Source organism: Cupriavidus sp. GW823-FHT06D04 (genome assembly GCF_058795055.1).
This window is the reverse complement of sequence record NZ_JBXAHL010000026.1, coordinates 34,511-51,201: the sequence shown is the minus strand read 5'-3', so window position 1 is coordinate 51,201 and position 16,691 is coordinate 34,511. Positions and strand designations below refer to the sequence as shown.

The 16,691-nt window shown below is 68.3% G+C and carries 17 protein-coding genes and 1 pseudogene; 12 read left to right on the top strand and 6 right to left on the bottom strand.

Annotation, left to right across the window (positions count from 1 at the left end; all coding sequences use genetic code 11):
- The first annotated feature begins 13 nt into the window (after positions 1-13).
- The gene (gene purU / locus AC1Q7H_RS26515; protein WP_013953558.1) at positions 14-910 is read left to right on the top strand and encodes a formyltetrahydrofolate deformylase; all 897 of its coding nucleotides are present in this window, start codon (positions 14-16) and stop codon (positions 908-910) included.
- Between the two features lie 22 nt (positions 911-932).
- Here the strand turns inward: purU and AC1Q7H_RS26510 are convergent, their stop codons facing one another.
- Positions 933-2,258, bottom strand: coding sequence for an aminotransferase-like domain-containing protein (locus tag AC1Q7H_RS26510; RefSeq protein WP_211981906.1), 1,326 nt, complete (start codon positions 2,256-2,258; stop codon positions 933-935).
- Positions 2,259-2,342: 84 nt separating this feature from the next.
- Between AC1Q7H_RS26510 and AC1Q7H_RS26505 the strand changes: the two genes are divergently transcribed.
- The 5 genes and pseudogenes from AC1Q7H_RS26505 to AC1Q7H_RS26485 all read left to right on the top strand — a co-directional run bounded on the left by AC1Q7H_RS26505 (position 2,343) and on the right by AC1Q7H_RS26485 (position 6,004).
- Positions 2,343-2,972, top strand: a complete 630-nt coding sequence (locus AC1Q7H_RS26505) for a LysE family translocator (protein WP_013953560.1) — start codon at positions 2,343-2,345, stop codon at positions 2,970-2,972.
- A 25-nt stretch (positions 2,973-2,997) separates the two neighbouring features.
- Complete coding sequence (locus AC1Q7H_RS26500; protein WP_013953561.1) at positions 2,998-3,336, top strand: antibiotic biosynthesis monooxygenase family protein; 339 nt, start codon at positions 2,998-3,000, stop codon at positions 3,334-3,336.
- A gap of 66 nt (positions 3,337-3,402) precedes the next feature.
- Positions 3,403-3,858 (top strand): annotated as a pseudogene (locus AC1Q7H_RS26495) (c-type cytochrome); the annotation flags it as partial.
- Positions 3,859-4,079: 221 nt separating this feature from the next.
- A complete protein-coding gene (gene adh, locus AC1Q7H_RS26490; RefSeq protein WP_013953563.1) occupies positions 4,080-5,600 on the top strand; it encodes an aldehyde dehydrogenase in 1,521 nt (506 codons plus the stop codon).
- A gap of 2 nt (positions 5,601-5,602) precedes the next feature.
- Positions 5,603-6,004: a DUF779 domain-containing protein gene (locus AC1Q7H_RS26485; RefSeq protein ID WP_013953564.1), complete on the top strand. Its 402-nt coding sequence runs from the start codon at positions 5,603-5,605 to the stop codon at positions 6,002-6,004.
- 97 nt (positions 6,005-6,101) lie between these two features.
- On the opposite strand, the gene AC1Q7H_RS26480 is transcribed toward AC1Q7H_RS26485, so the two are convergent.
- Positions 6,102-8,054, bottom strand: a complete 1,953-nt coding sequence (locus tag AC1Q7H_RS26480; RefSeq protein WP_013953565.1) for a sigma-54-dependent Fis family transcriptional regulator — start codon at positions 8,052-8,054, stop codon at positions 6,102-6,104.
- Positions 8,055-8,224: 170 nt separating this feature from the next.
- A complete protein-coding gene (locus tag AC1Q7H_RS26475) occupies positions 8,225-8,467 on the bottom strand; it encodes a hypothetical protein (RefSeq protein WP_018308883.1) in 243 nt (80 codons plus the stop codon).
- A 190-nt stretch (positions 8,468-8,657) separates the two neighbouring features.
- On the opposite strand from AC1Q7H_RS26475, the gene AC1Q7H_RS26470 reads away from it, so the two are divergent.
- Genes AC1Q7H_RS26470 through AC1Q7H_RS26460 form a run of 3 tightly spaced genes read left to right on the top strand, consistent with a single transcriptional unit; the run spans position 8,658 to position 13,009 of the window.
- Entirely contained in the window at positions 8,658-9,584 is a 927-nt protein-coding gene (locus tag AC1Q7H_RS26470; protein WP_013953566.1) for an alpha/beta hydrolase, read from the top strand.
- A 30-nt stretch (positions 9,585-9,614) separates the two neighbouring features.
- Positions 9,615-11,726, top strand: coding sequence for a penicillin-binding protein 1A (locus AC1Q7H_RS26465; protein ID WP_013953568.1), 2,112 nt, complete (start codon positions 9,615-9,617; stop codon positions 11,724-11,726).
- Positions 11,727-11,755: 29 nt separating this feature from the next.
- Positions 11,756-13,009, top strand: coding sequence for an arsenic transporter (locus tag AC1Q7H_RS26460; protein WP_013953569.1), 1,254 nt, complete (start codon positions 11,756-11,758; stop codon positions 13,007-13,009).
- 190 nt (positions 13,010-13,199) lie between these two features.
- Here the strand turns inward: AC1Q7H_RS26460 and AC1Q7H_RS26455 are convergent, their stop codons facing one another.
- Positions 13,200-13,391: a hypothetical protein gene (locus AC1Q7H_RS26455; RefSeq protein WP_041228694.1), complete on the bottom strand. Its 192-nt coding sequence runs from the start codon at positions 13,389-13,391 to the stop codon at positions 13,200-13,202.
- Between the two features lie 292 nt (positions 13,392-13,683).
- On the opposite strand from AC1Q7H_RS26455, the gene folE reads away from it, so the two are divergent.
- Positions 13,684-14,433, top strand: coding sequence for a GTP cyclohydrolase I (gene folE, locus AC1Q7H_RS26450; RefSeq protein ID WP_041228695.1), 750 nt, complete (start codon positions 13,684-13,686; stop codon positions 14,431-14,433).
- Between the two features lie 48 nt (positions 14,434-14,481).
- Positions 14,482-14,925: a BLUF domain-containing protein gene (locus AC1Q7H_RS26445; RefSeq protein WP_013953572.1), complete on the top strand. Its 444-nt coding sequence runs from the start codon at positions 14,482-14,484 to the stop codon at positions 14,923-14,925.
- A gap of 41 nt (positions 14,926-14,966) precedes the next feature.
- Here AC1Q7H_RS26445 and AC1Q7H_RS26440 read toward each other — a convergent pair whose 3' ends face one another.
- Both AC1Q7H_RS26440 and AC1Q7H_RS26435 read right to left on the bottom strand, forming a co-directional pair.
- Positions 14,967-15,221 carry a hypothetical protein gene (locus AC1Q7H_RS26440; RefSeq protein ID WP_013953573.1) on the bottom strand — a complete coding sequence of 85 codons (255 nt, stop codon included), beginning with the start codon at positions 15,219-15,221 and terminating at the stop codon, positions 14,967-14,969.
- Between the two features lie 183 nt (positions 15,222-15,404).
- A complete protein-coding gene (locus tag AC1Q7H_RS26435) occupies positions 15,405-15,569 on the bottom strand; it encodes an FmdB family zinc ribbon protein (protein WP_010812787.1) in 165 nt (54 codons plus the stop codon).
- A 468-nt stretch (positions 15,570-16,037) separates the two neighbouring features.
- Here AC1Q7H_RS26435 and AC1Q7H_RS26430 point away from each other — a divergent pair, with 468 nt between their 5' ends.
- The gene (locus tag AC1Q7H_RS26430; RefSeq protein WP_013953575.1) at positions 16,038-16,685 is read left to right on the top strand and encodes a response regulator; all 648 of its coding nucleotides are present in this window, start codon (positions 16,038-16,040) and stop codon (positions 16,683-16,685) included.
- Positions 16,686-16,691: the final 6 nt, after the last annotated feature.

Genomic DNA, 16,691 nt, shown 5'->3' with positions numbered 1-16,691 from the left:
TACCGGAGTGCCCATGCCAGTGATCCAGACCGAAAGCGCCAGCTACATCCTGACGCTGTCGTGCCCCGACCGTCCAGGCATTGTCCATGCCGTCTCGGCGCTGCTGGTGGAAGCCGGCGCCAATATCGTAGATTCCGCGCAGTTCGGCGATCGCGACAGCGCGCGGTTTTTCATGCGCGTGCACTTCCAGCGGCCGCTGCCAGAAGGCCAGGATGGCGGCGATGCGCTCGCTGCCCTGCGCAGCACGCTGGCGGGCGTGGCGGCCGCGCATGAAATGGACTGGTCCCTCCACGACGCCGCGCGCAAGCCGCGCGTGATGCTGATGGTGTCAAAGATCGGCCACTGCCTGAACGACCTGCTGTTCCGCTACCGCACCGGCCAGTTGCCCATCGAGATTCCGGCGATCGTCTCCAACCACAAGGACTTCTACCAGCTTGCGGCGAGCTACGACATCCCGTTCCATCACCTGCCCCTGCTCAATGCCACGCCGCAAGGCAAGGCCGCGCAGGAAGCGAGACTGTGGGACCTGGTCTGCGACTACAGTATCGACCTGGTCGTCCTGGCCCGCTACATGCAGGTCTTGTCCGAGGATCTGTGCCGCCGCCTGGAGGGCCGCGCCATCAACATCCATCATTCCTTCCTGCCCAGCTTCAAGGGCGCGCGCCCCTACGCGCAGGCCTACGAGCGCGGCGTCAAGCTGATCGGCGCCACAGCGCACTACGTGACCGGCGACCTCGACGAAGGCCCCATCATCGAACAGGAAGTCGCACGCGTGGACCATGCCATGGATGCCGCGCAGCTGACCGCCATCGGACGCGATGTGGAATGCGTGGCGCTGGCGCGGGCGGTGAAATGGCATGCGGAACATCGGGTCCTGCGCAACGGCGGCAGGACGCTGGTGTTCCGCTGACGCGGCAGCCTTTGCCGCCGCTTCAGGCTGCCACCGCCCGCCGAACCTTGCGCAACGCCTGCTCCAGCGCATCCATCGAGATCGACCCGAGCGCCAGCCGCAGCGCATGCGGCACGCTCGCTCCGACCGCGAACGGCTCGGCCGTCGTCACCAGCACACCCTCTTGCTCCAGGGCAGCCGCGACCTGGTCGGCGCGCAGGTCCTCCTCGAGTTCAAGCCACAGGTAGTATGAAGACGGGTGCGCCGTGACGCGGCAGCCGCGCAGGATGCGCCGCGCCAGGCTCTGCCTGCGCCGGGCGTCCTTGCGCTTGCGCTCCTCCAGGTCATCGACGGTGCCGGCTTCGATCCAGAGGCAGCCTAACGCCACGGTCAGCGACGGCGTGTTCCAGGTTGACACGCGAATGGCGCGTTCCAGGGCCGGCACCAGCGGCCCGGGCGCCGCGACGAACCCCATCCTCAGGCCCGATGCCACGCTTTTCGACAAGCCCGAGACGTAGACGGTCCGCTCTGGCGCGAAGGTGAACACCGGCTTCGGCGCCGGTTCGGCAAGGAAGGCATAGGCACCGTCTTCAATGATCAGCAGATCATGCCGTTGCGCCAGGGCCGCAAGACGGCCACGGTCCGCCTCGCTCATGACATAGCCCAGCGGATTGTGCATGGTCGGCATGGTGTAGACCGCCCGCACCGGACGCCGCTTGCAGAGCGCGGCAAGCCGATCCAGGTCCAGGCCCGCGGCGGTCGCCGGCAATGGCTCCAGGTCGAGCCGGTACAGCTGCGCCAGCGCCTTCATGCCCGGATACGTCAGCGCGTCAACCGCCAAGACGTCGCCGGGATTGAGCAGTCCCATCACCGTCACCGCCAGGCCCTGCTGCGCGCCATTGACGATCAGCACCTGGCTGCCCGGCACCCGGATGCCGCGGTTGCGCAGGTGCCTGGCGACGGCCTGCCGTTCGTGCGGGCGCCCGCCCTGCGGCGCGGAGTGCAGCAGCGCGTCGAGATCGCCCGAGGCCGCGATGCTGCGCAAGCCATCGCGCAACAGTTCAACCTGCCCGGGCAGCGACGGATAGTTGAAGGTCAGGTCCACCGCGCCGGCGCGCACCGGATGCTGTTCCAGCCCCAGGCCGCGCGGCAGCGAGGTATCGCGCACGAACGTGCCCCTGCCGGTCTCGCCGACCACCAGCCCGACGGCCTCCAGCTCGACATAGACGCGTGCCGCGGTCGCCAGCGCCACGCCGTACTGCTTCATCAGCGCACGCACCGTCGGCAGTTGCGTGCCCGGAGGCAGCTCGCCGCAATGAATGCGCGCGGAAATCTCGTCAACAATGGTTTTGTAGCGCACGTGGGCCATGCTTTGTATCTAGAACAATGCTTTGCGTGTATCAGGCCAGAAGAATAGCCTGCATGCCTAGTCAACGCTAACCATTTCCTGCACATGATTGCCCTGACCACCCTGTCGATCTTCGCCGCGGCAGTGATGCTGCTGCTCCTGTCACCCGGCCCGAACATGGCATTCGTGATGGCACATGGCATCACCTATGGCCCTCGGGGCGGCGTTGCGACGGCACTGGGGATTGCCGTGGCCGACCTGGTCCTCACGGTCCTGACCGCCACCGGCATCACCGCCCTGGTAATGGCGTGGGCGCCGGCGTTCGACCTGATCCGCTATGCCGGCGCGGCCTATCTGCTGTGGATGGCGGTCAAGGCGCTCCGGCAGCCGCTTGCGCTGAAGGAGGCAGTGGTGACGCAAGCGTCCTTGCGCTCGGTGTTTGTGCGCGCCATGCTGAACAGCCTGCTCAATCCCAAGGCGCTGCTGTTCTTCATGGTCTTCCTGCCGCAGTTCGTCGATCCCGGCAAGGGCGGCGTAGCCCAGCAGCTGCTCATGCTTGGCCTGGTCCTGACAGTGATCGCCACCGTGTTTCACGCGTTGCTCGGCGCGGCTGGCGGTACCGTGCGCCGCTTCCTGTCACGCCACCCCAAGGCCGCGACACTGCAGTCGCGCGGCCTTGCGGCCGTGCTGGTGCTGCTGGCGCTGCGGCTGGCGCTGACCTCGCGCCCGGCCTGAAACCGTTTCTCACGCAGAGCCCTTGATGTATATCGCAGCCTTTATTTACCGGCCCGGCCAGGCCGATGACGAGTTCCACCGCCTTAGCGCCCTGATCGACGAGATCGCCGCCGGCATACCCGGCTTTGTCGGTGCCGAGTCCTGGCGCTCGCCAGATGGCCAGTTGTCCAACGCCAGCTACTACTGGCGCGACAAGGACTCCCTGCAGGCCTTCGCCACCCACCCGCGGCACCTGGACGCCAAGCGCCAGTACCGCAAGTGGTATGACGGCTATCACGTGGTGATATCCGAAGTGCAGCGCGCCTATGGCGACGGTTCGCTCCGGCATTTCGTGCCCGACAGCCGGCGCCAGCCGCAGGGCTAAACGCCTTCACCTATCCGGCCGATCTTTGGACGGCCGGCCGCCGGGATATGAATGATTCTGGCGGCGATCTATCTGAGCAGCCAGTACCTGAACAAGGGCGACCTGGCGGCGATGACGACCTACCTGCTCGGGGACAAGCCGCCCGCACCGCAGCCAGTCAAGCCCGTCAACGCCGATGCCGCGCAACTGGCACCGGGCCGCCGCCACTATGTGGCGGTCTGCGCCGGCTGCCACGGCCGCGAGGGCGAAGGCAAGCCGCACGTGGCGGTATCGATGGCCGGCAACTCGACCGTGCGCAACACCGATGCGCGCAACCTGATCGTGTCGATGCTCGACGGCATCGAGGCGCAGCGCTTCCCCGGCGCGGAGGCCATGCAGGACATGCCGGGCTTTGCCGCGCGCATGAGCGACGACGAGCTGGCGCTGCTGGCCAACTACCTGCGCGCCACCTGGGGCGGCCAGCCGGCCGACGTGACGCCCGCCGCGGTCAAGGCGCTGCGCGCCGCAGGCCCCGGGCACTGAAGCCCTGCCCCGGGTGTTCCATTCTGGAACACCCGGTGTCACGCGCTGGCACAGCCGTGCCGGCGTGTGACATATCCCACCCGTGCCACGCGCACGCGCCCCCCGCTTTTCCCCGTTCTTTCGTTCGATTCCCGCCCCGGCACAGCTCTTGCGATCTGCCTGTTGTGCGCATGGCCGGAATGCCGTGACGACACCACAGAAATCACTGAACGGAGCGAGACATGAACATGGCGGAAATCGCCCAGCTGGGCGTCAACAACCCCTACAAGCAGCAGTACGAGAACTACATCGGCGGCGCCTGGGTGCCGCCCGCCGGCGGCGAGTACTTCGAATCGATCACCCCGATCACCGGCAAGCCGTTCACGCGCGTGCCGCGCTCCGGCCAGCAGGATGTCGACGCAGCGCTGGACGCCGCGCATGCCGCCAAGGCCGCGTGGGCTCACACCTCCACCACCGAGCGCGCCAATATCCTGAACCGCATCGCCGACCGCATCGAGGCCAACCTGAAGCTGCTGGCAGTGGCCGAGAGCATCGACAACGGCAAGCCGGTGCGCGAAACCACCGCCGCCGACCTGCCGCTGGCGGTCGACCACTTCCGCTACTTTGCCGGCTGCATCCGTGCGCAGGAAGGCGGCATCTCCGAGATCGACGCCGACACCATTGCCTACCATTTCCATGAGCCGCTGGGCGTGGTCGGCCAGATCATCCCGTGGAACTTCCCGCTGCTGATGGCCACCTGGAAGCTGGCCCCGGCGCTGGCCGCCGGCAACTGCGTGGTGCTCAAGCCGGCGGAACAGACGCCGGCCTCGATCCTGGTGCTGATGGAAGTGATCGGCGACCTGCTGCCGCCGGGCGTGATCAATGTGATCAACGGCTTCGGGCTGGAAGCCGGCAAGCCGCTGGCATCAAGCCCGCGCATCAGCAAGGTGGCGTTCACCGGCGAGACCACCACCGGCCGGCTGATCATGCAGTACGCGTCGCAGAACCTGATCCCGGTGACGCTGGAGCTGGGCGGCAAGTCGCCCAACATCTTCTTCGAGGACGTGCTGGCCGCCGACGACGCCTTCTTCGACAAGGCGCTGGAAGGCTTTGCCATGTTCGCGCTGAACCAGGGCGAGGTCTGCACCTGCCCGTCGCGCGCGCTGATCCAGGAATCGATCTACGACCGCTTCATGGAGCGCGCGCTTAAGCGCGTGGCCGCGATCCGCCAGGGCCATCCGCTCGACACCGGCACCATGATCGGCGCGCAGGCGTCCGCCGAACAACTGGAGAAGATCCTGTCGTACATCGACCTGGGCCGCAAGGAAGGCGCGCAGTGCCTCACCGGCGGCGAGCGCAACGTGCTGGACGGCGACCTCGCGGGCGGCTACTACGTCAAGCCAACGGTGTTTGCCGGCCACAACAAGATGCGGATCTTCCAGGAAGAGATCTTCGGGCCGGTGGTGTCGGTGACCACCTTCAAGGACGAGGAAGAGGCGCTGGCCATCGCCAACGACACGCTCTACGGGCTCGGTGCGGGTGTCTGGACACGTGACGGCGCGCGCGCATTCCGCATGGGCCGCGGCATCCAGGCGGGGCGCGTGTGGACCAACTGCTACCACGCCTACCCCGCGCATGCCGCATTCGGGGGCTACAAGCAGTCCGGCATCGGCCGCGAGAACCATCGCATGATGCTCGACCACTACCAGCAGACCAAGAACCTGCTGGTGAGCTACAGCCCCAACGCGCTCGGGTTCTTCTGACCATGGCGGGCTCGACGTCCGCTCCCGCCACCGCGCCGGTCGCACGCGTGGTGGCAACCCCGGCCGCGCTCACGCTGATCGCGGAGCTGGCCGCGCGGCATGGCCCGCTGATGTTCCACCAGTCCGGCGGCTGCTGCGACGGCAGCGCGCCGATGTGCTACCCCGCCGGCGAACTACTGGTGGGGCAGGCCGATGTCTGCCTGGGCGAGATCGGCGGCGCGCAGTTCTATATGACGCGGGCGCAGTTCGAGTACTGGCAGCACACGCGGCTGGTGATCGATGTGGTGCCAGGGGCAGGCGGGATGTTCTCGCTGGAGGGACGGACGGGGAAGCGGTTCCTGACCCGGTCGGAGTTGTTCAGCGATGAAGAGGCTGCGTGGCTGGCGGCACAGCCGGGGTTGTGAGGGTGATTGCTTGCTGATGTCGGTAGTTGCTTGCCGACGGAGTGCTCCCTCTCCCGCTTGCGGGAGAGGGAGCAAACAAGCGGTCGGCGGGACTGCCTCAGCGCTCCGATTCCGGCTCGCCTTCCAACCCCTCCCTCAACCTCCGATAGATCGTATTGCGCGACACCCCCAGCTCACGCGCCACGTGGCTGACATTGCCGCCGTGCCTGGCGAGCGCCTGCCGGATCAGGCCAGCTTCCCAGTCGCGCATCCGGCTGGCCTTTGAGGACGCCGGCGGCTGCGCAGAAGCCGCTGCATCACAGCGCTCCACCTCATCGCCACACTCCTGCTCAAACCCTTCCGGCAGGTGTTCCACCCCGATCTCCGCCTCCCCTTCCGCCAGGATCGCCGCCGTGCGCAGCACGTTGGCAAGCTGCCGGATATTGCCCGGCCACGGGTGCCGGCGCAGCAGCGCCAGCACCTGCGCGTCGACATGCACCGGGGACGGCAAGCCGGCGTCTTCGCCCTGCCGCTGCAGGATGCGATCGACCAGAAGCGGCAGGTCGCTGCGCTCGCATAGCGACGGCAGGGTCACGGCCAGCGCATTGATGCGGTAGTACAGGTCTTCGCGGAAGGCGCCATCGGCAATCATCGCGCGCAGGTCGCGGTGGGTGGCGCAGACCACGCGCACATCGACCGGCAGCGCGCGGGCGCTGCCCAGCGGGGTAACCGCACGCTCCTGCAGCACACGCATCAGCCGCACCTGCTGTGCCAGCGGCATGTCGCCGATCTCATCCAGGAACAGCGTGCCGCCGTGCGCCTGCACGACCTTGCCCTCGCTGCCGCGGCGGCGCGCGCCAGTGAAGGCGCCTTCTTCGTAGCCGAACAGTTCGGCCTCGATCAGCGATTCGGGGATGGCCGCGCAGTTGACCGCGACGAAAGGCCCGCCGGCGCGCGGCGAGGCGGCGTGGATGGCACGCGCCAGCCACTCCTTGCCGGTGCCGGTGCGGCCCTGGACCAGGATGGTGATATCGCGCCCGCTGACCTTGCGCACGCGGCGCAGCACTGCGGCCACGGCGGCGTCGCCGGTATCGAGCGCGGCAAGTGCCGGCGGCAGCGGATCTTCGGCGCTGGGCTGGCGCACCGCGATGGGCGTGGCCAGGTATTCGATGCGGGCAAACACCTGTACCCGGCTGGGCAGCGTCAGCGTCTGCAGTGATCCCGCCGCGCCGCTGCGCGCCTGCATCGCCGCGCGCACCGGCTGGCCGAACAGCCCGGCAAAGCCGGCTGCCGCCAGCGCGTGCGGGGCCAGCCCCAGCTGGAACAGGCCGCTGCGGTTGGCAGCCAGGAAAGCACCGTCGGGCGAGAACGCCGCCATGCCCTCGAACAGCGTGCCGACGAACTCGGGCCGCGCATGGAAGCGCACCAGCAGCGCGTCCGGGAAGTGGTTGGCAAACAGGTGGTTCTCGATCATCTGCGCCGACATCCGCACCAGCGCCATGGTGTGCCGGTGGAAGCCGCGATGATCGCCGCTGACATCGAGCGTGCCCAGGATGGCACCGGTCGGGCTGGCGATCGGCGCGCATGAGCAGGTCAGCTGGTGGTTGGACTCGAGGAAATGCTCGCTGGCGTGGATCAGGGTGGGGCGGGCCTCGGCCAGTGCGGTGCCGATGGCGTTGGTGCCCTTGCTCGGCTCCGACCACGACACCCCCGGCGCCAGCGCAACGCGCCGCGCCCGCGCAACGAAGTCGCCGTCGCCCAGGCTGTGCAGGATCACGCCGCTGCTGTCGGTCAGCAGCACCATGCTGTCGGTATTGGCGATCTGCGCGTGTAGGGTCTCCATCACCGGCAAGGCATGGCGGTACAGGTCGCAGCTGGCGTCCACCAGCTCACCCAGCGCGCGCGGGCTGACGGCATCGAAGCCGGGCGCATGGCGCGCATCCAGCCCGAAGCCGGCCGAGCGCGCATGCGCGCGGGCGATCAGGCCGGCGCGGTCGGCATCGGTCGGGTCGACATGGGCAGCCTGGGGGGCAACATCGGAAGGCGCAGCGGGATGGGCGGCACGGTGCATGACGGCGGGTCTCCTGTATCAGCAGGCGGCGCGCGTCGCGGCCGCTGCCCTGCCGTCCCGTGGCGCGTGCCGTGCAGTTCAGGTGCGGCGGCAGGCCGGGCGGCTGTATTCCGGCAACCTTATCACAGGCTCCCGGCCATGTATTGCCCCCGCGCCATGCCGGGCCGGGGTCAGCGTTTTTCGTCGAGCAGGTCGTTCAGGATCTCGTCGAAGGTGGCCTGGGCATCTTCCAGCGCCTGCAGCGCCGCATCGAACGTCTGCAGCGCAAGCTTGGATGGCTTGCCGCTGCCCTGCGGCGGATAGTGGGTCTGCAAGGCGGTGAAGGCCACCTGCACCTGCCGCGTCGCCGCGACCACGCGTTCCATCGCCTGCGCCTCTTCGGCGCGGTATTGCTCGTGTTTCTGCTCGCTCATGCCTGTTTGCTCCGTATGCGCGTCGTCTCGGGAGGGGGCGCGCGCGCGTGAATGAGGTATATCGTACAAGAACTGCGGCGGCCGGCTTGCGCTGCGCGCTTGCGCCAGACAAAAATGAGGTAGGCTGCGCGGCTGGGCGGCAAGGCCGGCGCTGGTGCGCCTCGCCTGGCAGCGACACTGAAGACTAGCCATGCCATTGATCACCCGCCGTACGCTGGCAGCCGCGCTGATGACTGCCAGCGGCTTCGCATGCTACTGGACCTACCTGACGCTCAACCAGGAGCGGCTGCTGTTCGATGCGCGCCGGCGTCCGCCGCGCGACCTGCCCGACGGCATCATTGGCTACTCGCACCTGATCCCCGGCGGCGTGGTGCGCGGCTACATCTACCATACCCCCGGCGACAACGTGCGCGACCTGCTGTTCTACCTGCCCGGGCGTGGCGAGGATGTGCTCGAAACGCTGCAGTACGCACGCTGGCTGCCCGCCGGCATGGCCTTCGCCACCTACGACTACCGCGGCCTGGGACACTCCGACGGCCTCCCGTCCGAGGGCGCCGCAGTGGCCGACGCCAGCCAGTTCCTGCTGCATGCGCGGCGTGTCTTCCCCGACACCCGTGTGCATGTGGTGGGGCGCAGCCTGGGCACCGGCGTCGCGATCCAGCTGGCGGACCTGCAGGACTTCGAGAGCCTGCAGCTGATCACGCCCTACGACTCACTGCTTGAACTGGTGCGCAAGCGCTTCCCGCTGGTGCCGCTGCGCCAGCTGATGCGCCACCATTTCGATTCGATCTCGCACTGCAAGAAGGTCGTGCAGAGCACCAAGGTGCTGCTGGCCGAGACCGATGAAGTCGTGCCCCATGAATGCTCTGAACGGCTCATGGCCGCCTGGCCGGGCCCGGTGGCGCTGCAGACCGTGCCAGCCACGGATCACTTCACTATCATCGAACGCGAGGAGACCTGGCTGGCGCTGTGCGAATTTGCCCGGCATCACAGCCAGGCCAGGCTGCGCGTGGCTACGGCACAGCCCGCCCGGCCCGCCCCGCCGGCCGCCGCCGGCACGCCGCCCGTCGACCATGACGAGCTCGGCAATCCGTTGCCGCTGGCGGCCAGGCGCTAGCACCAGTCAGCCAGCGGGTAAAATGCGCGCATGAAAAAAATCGCAGTCAAGGCAGGCGGCGCCGTACTGGCGCTGGCTGCAGCCGGTGCCTTGCTTGCCGGCTTTGCCGCGGTGGTAAGCCTGCGGCAGCTTCCCCCAGTCGACGCCCTGCGCGACTACCGGCCCGACGTGCCCCTGCGGATCTACACCAGCGACAACGTGCAGATCGGCGAGTTCGGCAGCGAGCACCGCGAGTTCATCCCCTTCGGGCAGATGCCGTCGCGCATGGTCCAGGCGCTGCTGGCAGCCGAGGACGACCAGTTCTACCAGCACGAGGGTGTCGACTTCCCCGGCGTGCTGCGCGCCGCGCTGGCCAACCTGGGCCAGGGCTATGCGCAGGGCGCCTCCACCATCACCATGCAGGTGGCGCGCAATTTCTACCTGTCGCGCGAAAAGACGCTGGCGCGCAAGTGGTATGAAATGCTGCTGGCCTGGCGCATCGACCAGACCCTGCCCAAGGACCGCATCCTTGAGCTGTACATGAACCAGGTCTACCTGGGCGAGCATGCCTACGGCTTCGGCAGCGCCGCGCATGCGTACTTCGGCAAGCCGCTGGCGTCATTGTCGCTGGCCGAGACGGCCATGCTGGCGGGGCTGCCCAAGGCCCCCTCCTCCATCAACCCGGTGGTCAACTTCCCGCGCGCCAAGCGGCGCCAGGAATATGTGCTGGGCCGCATGCTGGCGCTGGGCATGATCAGCCAGGACGACTACCGCGAGGCCCGCGCCGCGCGCCTGGCGATCTCCGACAACAGCCCCGGCAGCTTTGCCGGGCATGCCGAGTACGTGGCCGAACTCGCGCGCCAGCTGGCGCGCGAGCGCTTTGGCGACGAGGCCTACACGCGCGGCCTGAACGTCTACACCACGGTGTCGTCGGTGCGACAGACGCTGGCTTACGATGCGGTGCACGGTGGGCTGGAAGGCTACGCGCGGCGCCACCGCAAGTTCGTCAAGGACCTGTCGCAGGGTCCGCAGGCCGCGCTGGTATCGCTGGACAGCGCCACCGGCGCGATCGAGGCGATGGTGGGCGGCGCCGACTTTGCCACCAGCCGCTTCAACCATGCCACCCAGGCGCAGCGCCAGCCGGGCTCGACCTTCAAGCCCTTCGTCTATGCGGCGGCGCTGGAGCGCGGCGTGTCGCCCCGCACGCTGATCAATGACGCGCCGCTGCCCAATGGTTCGCGCTGGCAGCCGACCAATGACGACGGGCGCTTTGTCGGCCCCATCACCGTGCGCCAGGCGCTGGCCGAATCGCGCAACCTGCCGGCGATCCGCACGCTGCAGGCGATCGGCATCCCGTACGCGGTGGAGTTCGCCAGCCGCTTCGGCTTCGCGCCCAGACGGCTGCCGCGCTACCTGCCGCTGGCACTGGGCACCGGCACCACTTCGCCGCTGCGCCTGGCCGCGGCCTACGGCGTCTTTGCCAACGGCGGCCACCGCACCGAGCCCTACCTGATCGCGCGCATCACCGACAGCGAAGGCAAGGTGCTGTTCTCTGCCGAGCCGGGCAACGCCACGGACAGCCCGGCCCCGCCGCGCGTGATCAGCGCCCGCAACGCCTTCGTCATGGACAGCCTGCTGCGCAGCGTGGTCGACGACGGCACCGGCGCCGGCGTGCGCCGCTACCTGCGCCGCGACGACGTGGCCGGCAAGACCGGCACCACCAACGATTCGGTCGACGGCTGGTTCGCGGGCTACGCCGGCGGCGTCGTCACGGTGGCGTGGATGGGCTACGACGACAACCGCAGCCTGGGCGAGCATGAATTCGGCGCCACCACCGCGCTGCCGGTGTGGGCCGCCTATATGGAGGGCCGCCTTGCGGGCGTGCCTGTGCCTGCAGCCGAAGCGCCCGCCGGCGTGGTCCGCGTGAGCGACGACTGGATGTACGCCGAGTATGCCGATGGCAGCCACGGCATCGCTGCCATTGGCTTCCCGCCACCGGCACCCGCGGCGGCGCCGGCGGTCGATCCGGTCGCCAGCAGGCTCGGCGGGCCCGCGGCCGCGGCACCGGCTGGCTCCGCACCGACGCCCGTCACCAGCGAGGCGATTGGACTGTCGGCGCCCGGCGCTGCCACGCCGGCCGTCCCCGCAGACGCCAGCCTGTAGACTTCGGGCTTTCCACTGTCCCGATCCCGATGTCCAGCCACGCCCCTCTGCTGATCTGGTCGGTCGCCGCGCTGACCACGGCCGGCGTCCTGTTCCGCCCGTTCCGCCTGCCCGAAGCCTTCTGGGCCACCGCCGGCGCCCTGCTGCTGTGCGTCACCGGCCTGATGGCGCTGCCCGACGCGCTGGCGGCGGTGCTGCGCGGCTACGACGTGTACCTGTTTCTCGCGGGCATGATGCTGATCTCCGAGCTGGCCCGCAAGACCGGGCTGTTCGACCACGTCGCCGCGCTCGCCGTGCGCCGGGCGCGCGGCTCGGCGCTGCGGCTGTTTCTGCTCGTGTACGGCTTCGGCACACTGGTGACGGCATTCATGTCCAACGACGCCACCGCCGTGGTGCTGACGCCCGCAGTGCTGGCCGCCACGCGCGCCGCGCGGGTCCGGCATCCGCTGCCCTACCTGTACGCGTGCGCCTTCATCGCCAATGCCGCCAGCTTCGTGCTGCCGATCTCCAACCCGGCCAACCTGGTCATCTTCGGCACACGCATGCCGCCGCTGGCGGGCTGGCTGGCGAGCTTCGCGCTGCCGTCGCTGGCCGCGGTGCTGGCCACGCTGGCGGCGCTGTGGTGGACGCAGCGCGCGGCGCTGGCCGAGCCCATCGAACATGACGTGCCGGTGCCGCCGCTGTCGCCGCAGGCCCGGCTGACCGCGCTGGGTATCGTGCTGACCGGCCTGATCCTGCTGGTGGCCTCGCTGCGCGGCAACGACCTGGGCTGGCCGACCTGCGCGGCGGGCGTGGCCACGCTGCTGCTGGTCTGCGCCACCCGGCGCGAGCTGCTGGTCCCGGCGCTGCGCGAGGTTTCATGGGGGGTGTTGCCGATGGTGGCTGGGCTGTTCGTGCTGGTGGCGGCGCTGGAGCAGACCGTGGTGATCGGCCACCTGGCCGATGCCGTCGCAGCGGCGTCGCGCGACGGCGGCGCGCTGGCCCTGCTGGGCGTGGGCGCGGTGGTGGCACTGGCGGGCAATATCGCCAACAACCTGCCGGCAGGCCTGATCGCCGCCTCGGCGCTGGCGGGCGGACATGCCTCGCACGCCGTGACCGGTGCAGTGCTGATCGGCATTGACCTTGGCCCCAACCTGTCCGTCACCGGCTCGCTGGCCACGTTGCTGTGGCTCACGGCGCTGCGGCGCGAAGGGCATATGGTCAGCGCCGGCCAGTTCCTGCGCGTGGGGGCCGTGATCATGCCGGCAGCGATGCTGCCAGCATTGGCGCTTTTGCTGCTTTAGAACCCGTTTCAGAATGAAAATGGGGACGCGTTCAAGCCAGGCGCGGCGCAGGCTAGGCGCGGGCCGCCGGCCTTAGTCATTCCAAGGTCAAGGCCCGTAACAACGCATGCGCCGCGCCTGGCTTGAACCCAAAGGGAAGGCTGCTGCCGGGCCCCTTTTTCATTCTGAAACGGGTTCTTAAGCCGCTGACTCAGCTGGTGGCGGCGTCGTTGGCCGCGGGGGTGCTGGCGGCCTGCAGCAGGGGCCGGCGCAGGCCGGTCGCGCCATGGCGCACGGCACTGGCGTGGTGTTCCGCCACGCCCGTTTCCACCGGCGTGGCCGGCAGCGGCACTGTGACCACATGGAGCAGCATGAGGCTGCTGCACGGAAAGGCAATCGGCATGATTACGTTTTTCCCGACAAAGAGTCTGGCCGCGCGCTGCAGCGGCCGGGTGCCGGCGGCTTTATGGCGGGCTGCCTAGCGTTGTGCAGACATTATGTGCGCTTGTCGGCGTTGTGCGGCGCGGGCTTTAGCGATGTCATGAACTATTCACGGAGCAATGCCGGCTTGTGGCGTAATCGGCCCACCGCACCGCATCCTGCCATGCCCCGCGCGGGTTGTGAGGCCACGGCATCTGCCATATAGTGAATCCGGCACACCCGCTGCGCAGTCATCCATCCCACCACGCATAACCATGACCAGCAAGGACGCGGCGCACCGCGCGAAGGACAGCAACGCCGGCGACGATGCCGGCCACCCCCACACCCACAGCGTCTCGGCCCGCATCCGCGCACGGCTGGAGGCCGCCCAGGAGCGCTTCCACGCCAACGACAATATTGCGCACTACATCGAGCCGGGCGAGATGGAGCAGCTGCAGGCGGAAGTGCAGACGCGCCTGGAAGACGTGCTGCGCGCGCTGGTGATCGACGTCGACAACGACCACAACACCCAGGAAACCGCGCGCCGCGTCGCCAAGATGTACCTGAAAGAGATCTTCGCCGGCCGCTACGCCAAGGCCCCGCCGGTGACCGAGTTCCCCAACGTCGGCCAGCTCAACGAACTGATGATCGTCGGCCCGCTGCGCGTGCGCAGTGCCTGCTCGCATCACCTGTGCCCGATCATCGGCAAGCTGTGGGTAGGGGTGATGCCGAACCAGCATTCCAACCTGATCGGCCTGTCCAAGTACGCGCGGCTGGCCGAATGGATCATGTGCCGGCCGCAGATCCAGGAAGAGGCGGTGGCACAGGTCGCCGACCTGCTGCAGGAAAAGATGAATCCCGACGGCCTGGCCATCGTGATGGAGGCCGAGCACTTCTGCATGCACTGGCGCGGCGTGCGCGACACCGATGCCAAGATGACCAACAGCGTGATGCGCGGCTCGTTCCTGAAGGACGACAGCCTGCGCCGCGAGTTTCTCACGCTGCTGAACCACAACCGCGGCTAGGCGGCACGCCCCGCCACCCACCAGCCGCCACAACCGAGCGCCACGACCATGCTAGTCCGCCTGCTCTATGCCAGCCGCGCCCGCCAGGCCATCGACGCCGCCCTGCTCGACGCCATCCTGGCCGCCAGCCTGGAACGCAATCCGCGCCACGGCATCACCGGGGTGCTGTGCCACGGCAACGGCATCTTCCTGCAGGCGCTGGAAGGCGACCGCCAGGACGTGTCACAACTGTTCCAGGCGATCGCACGCGACCCGCGCCACCACGACGTGACCCTGCTGCATTTCGAGGAAACCTGCACGCGCGACTTTGCCGGCTGGGCGATGGGCCAGGTCAATGCGGCGCGCATCAACACCGCCACCCTGCTCAAGTTCTCGGCGCGGGCCGAACTGGACCCGTACCGCACCTGCGGTGCGGCGTCGCTGGCATTGCTCAAGGAGCTGATCGCCGGCGCGTCAGTCGTGTCGCGCACCGGCGAACGCGGACGGCACTGAGCCGCGCCGCCAGGGCCTGCGGCGCGCTTCTGTCACCAGGGCTAGGCCGTCACCTGGCCGAACAGGCCGCACTCCAGGTCACTCTCGAATTCCTCGACCCAGACCGAATCGGGGCCGGCCTCATAGACACTGGTCTTGTCCGTGCCCACCCGGCGCACGCTGACGCGCCGCACCCCGGCCTCGCGGCTTTCCTCGAGAATCTCGAACATCTCGGCCGCCAGCCCGACATGCCTGCATACCTGCAGGACCTGTTGCTGCTCGTCGGCGGGAAATTCGGTGAACGGTCTCGTTGCCATGGCATCCTCCGTCAAGGTTGAGATCGCCGCTTGCGCGCAGCGCTAACGCGCGTGGTGCCCATGCACCACGCCTGGAAAAGACATGCCGCGGCCGTCAGCCGGCGGCACATCCGCGCGCCCGCCGCACTACGGGGCGGCGGGCCGCAAACCCTCCTGGGAGGTAGTTGTTCGGACTCGGCGGACTCAGCTCTTGCGCTGGGTCACTGCCACGAACGGGGCCGGTGCGTGCTGGACGGACTGGCTGCCGCAGTTCGGGCAGTTCGGATGGGCAGAGGCGTGTTCTGCGAGATGCTCGGTTTTCTCGAACATATGGCCGCACTTCTCGCAGCGGTATTGGTAGACGGGCATGGCGTTCCCCAACGCGGTGCACGCGCCGCGGGGCGCGTGTCAGCTTCATTCTAGGACAGCGGTCCGCGCCCCGATGCGTGAAAGTTCGCGCTGCCGGAGCCGGCGCGCTGCGCGCACGCGGCGATGTCACCGCGAATCCACTTTCTCTCGCCGCGCTCCTGCCGCCACTGCATGAATGCGTCTTCCGCCGCGCATTGACATCAGGCAAATAGCTGGTCGCGCTCGCCGCGGAACAAGCGCCGCAATGCTGCGCAAACCCAGGTCAAGCATCGCGGCATGGCGCCGTTCAATTGGCAGGTCACGCATTTCCCGAACTGGCCGTGTCCATGCCCGCCTCAAGCAAGTTCCCTGAACTAGCAGAATTACGATTCAAGGGGTGGCGGAACATAGCCAGAATTTCGGATTTGTGGTGACGCAATCGCCCAGTGCAACCGGCGTGGACCGGTTGCCACCCATCCGGAGATAGCTATGTACGACGGAGTCTTGCGTGTCGCCCTGGCGGACGACCACCCGCTGGTCGTGGCCGCCCTGCGCGACTGCCTGCAGCGCAGCGGCAGTGTCCAGATCAGCTGCGAATGCCGCAACGGCACCGAGTTGCTCGGCGCGCTGGACAAGCATCCCGCCGATATCGCCATCACCGATTTCTGCATGGGCCACGGCGATACCTCGCTGGACGGCTTCAACCTGCTGGGCCGCCTGGCGCGCCGCCATCCGCTGACGCGCGTGGTGGTGATCAGCGCCCAGTCCAATCCCGCCATCATCCGCCGCGCCATGAAGCTTGGGGTGCGCGCCTTTGTCAGCAAGGAAGACCACCTGGAGGAGGTCGTGCGCGCCTGCATCCACATCGCATCCGGCGGCAGCTGCTTCTATTCGCCCGCGGTGCACGCCATCCTGCAACACGCCACGCTGGCCGGCGCACCGGCCACCGAACTGACGCAGCGCGAACTGGAAGTGATCCGGCTCTATGCGCAAGGCCTGCAGCTGACGGACATCGCCGGCAAGCTCGGCCGCTCGGTCAGCACCATCTCCAGCCAGAAGACCGTGGCCATGCGCAAGCTGGGGGTGCAGACCAATACCGGGCTGATCGGCTACGCCTATGAAAACCGCCTGATCTGACACGGC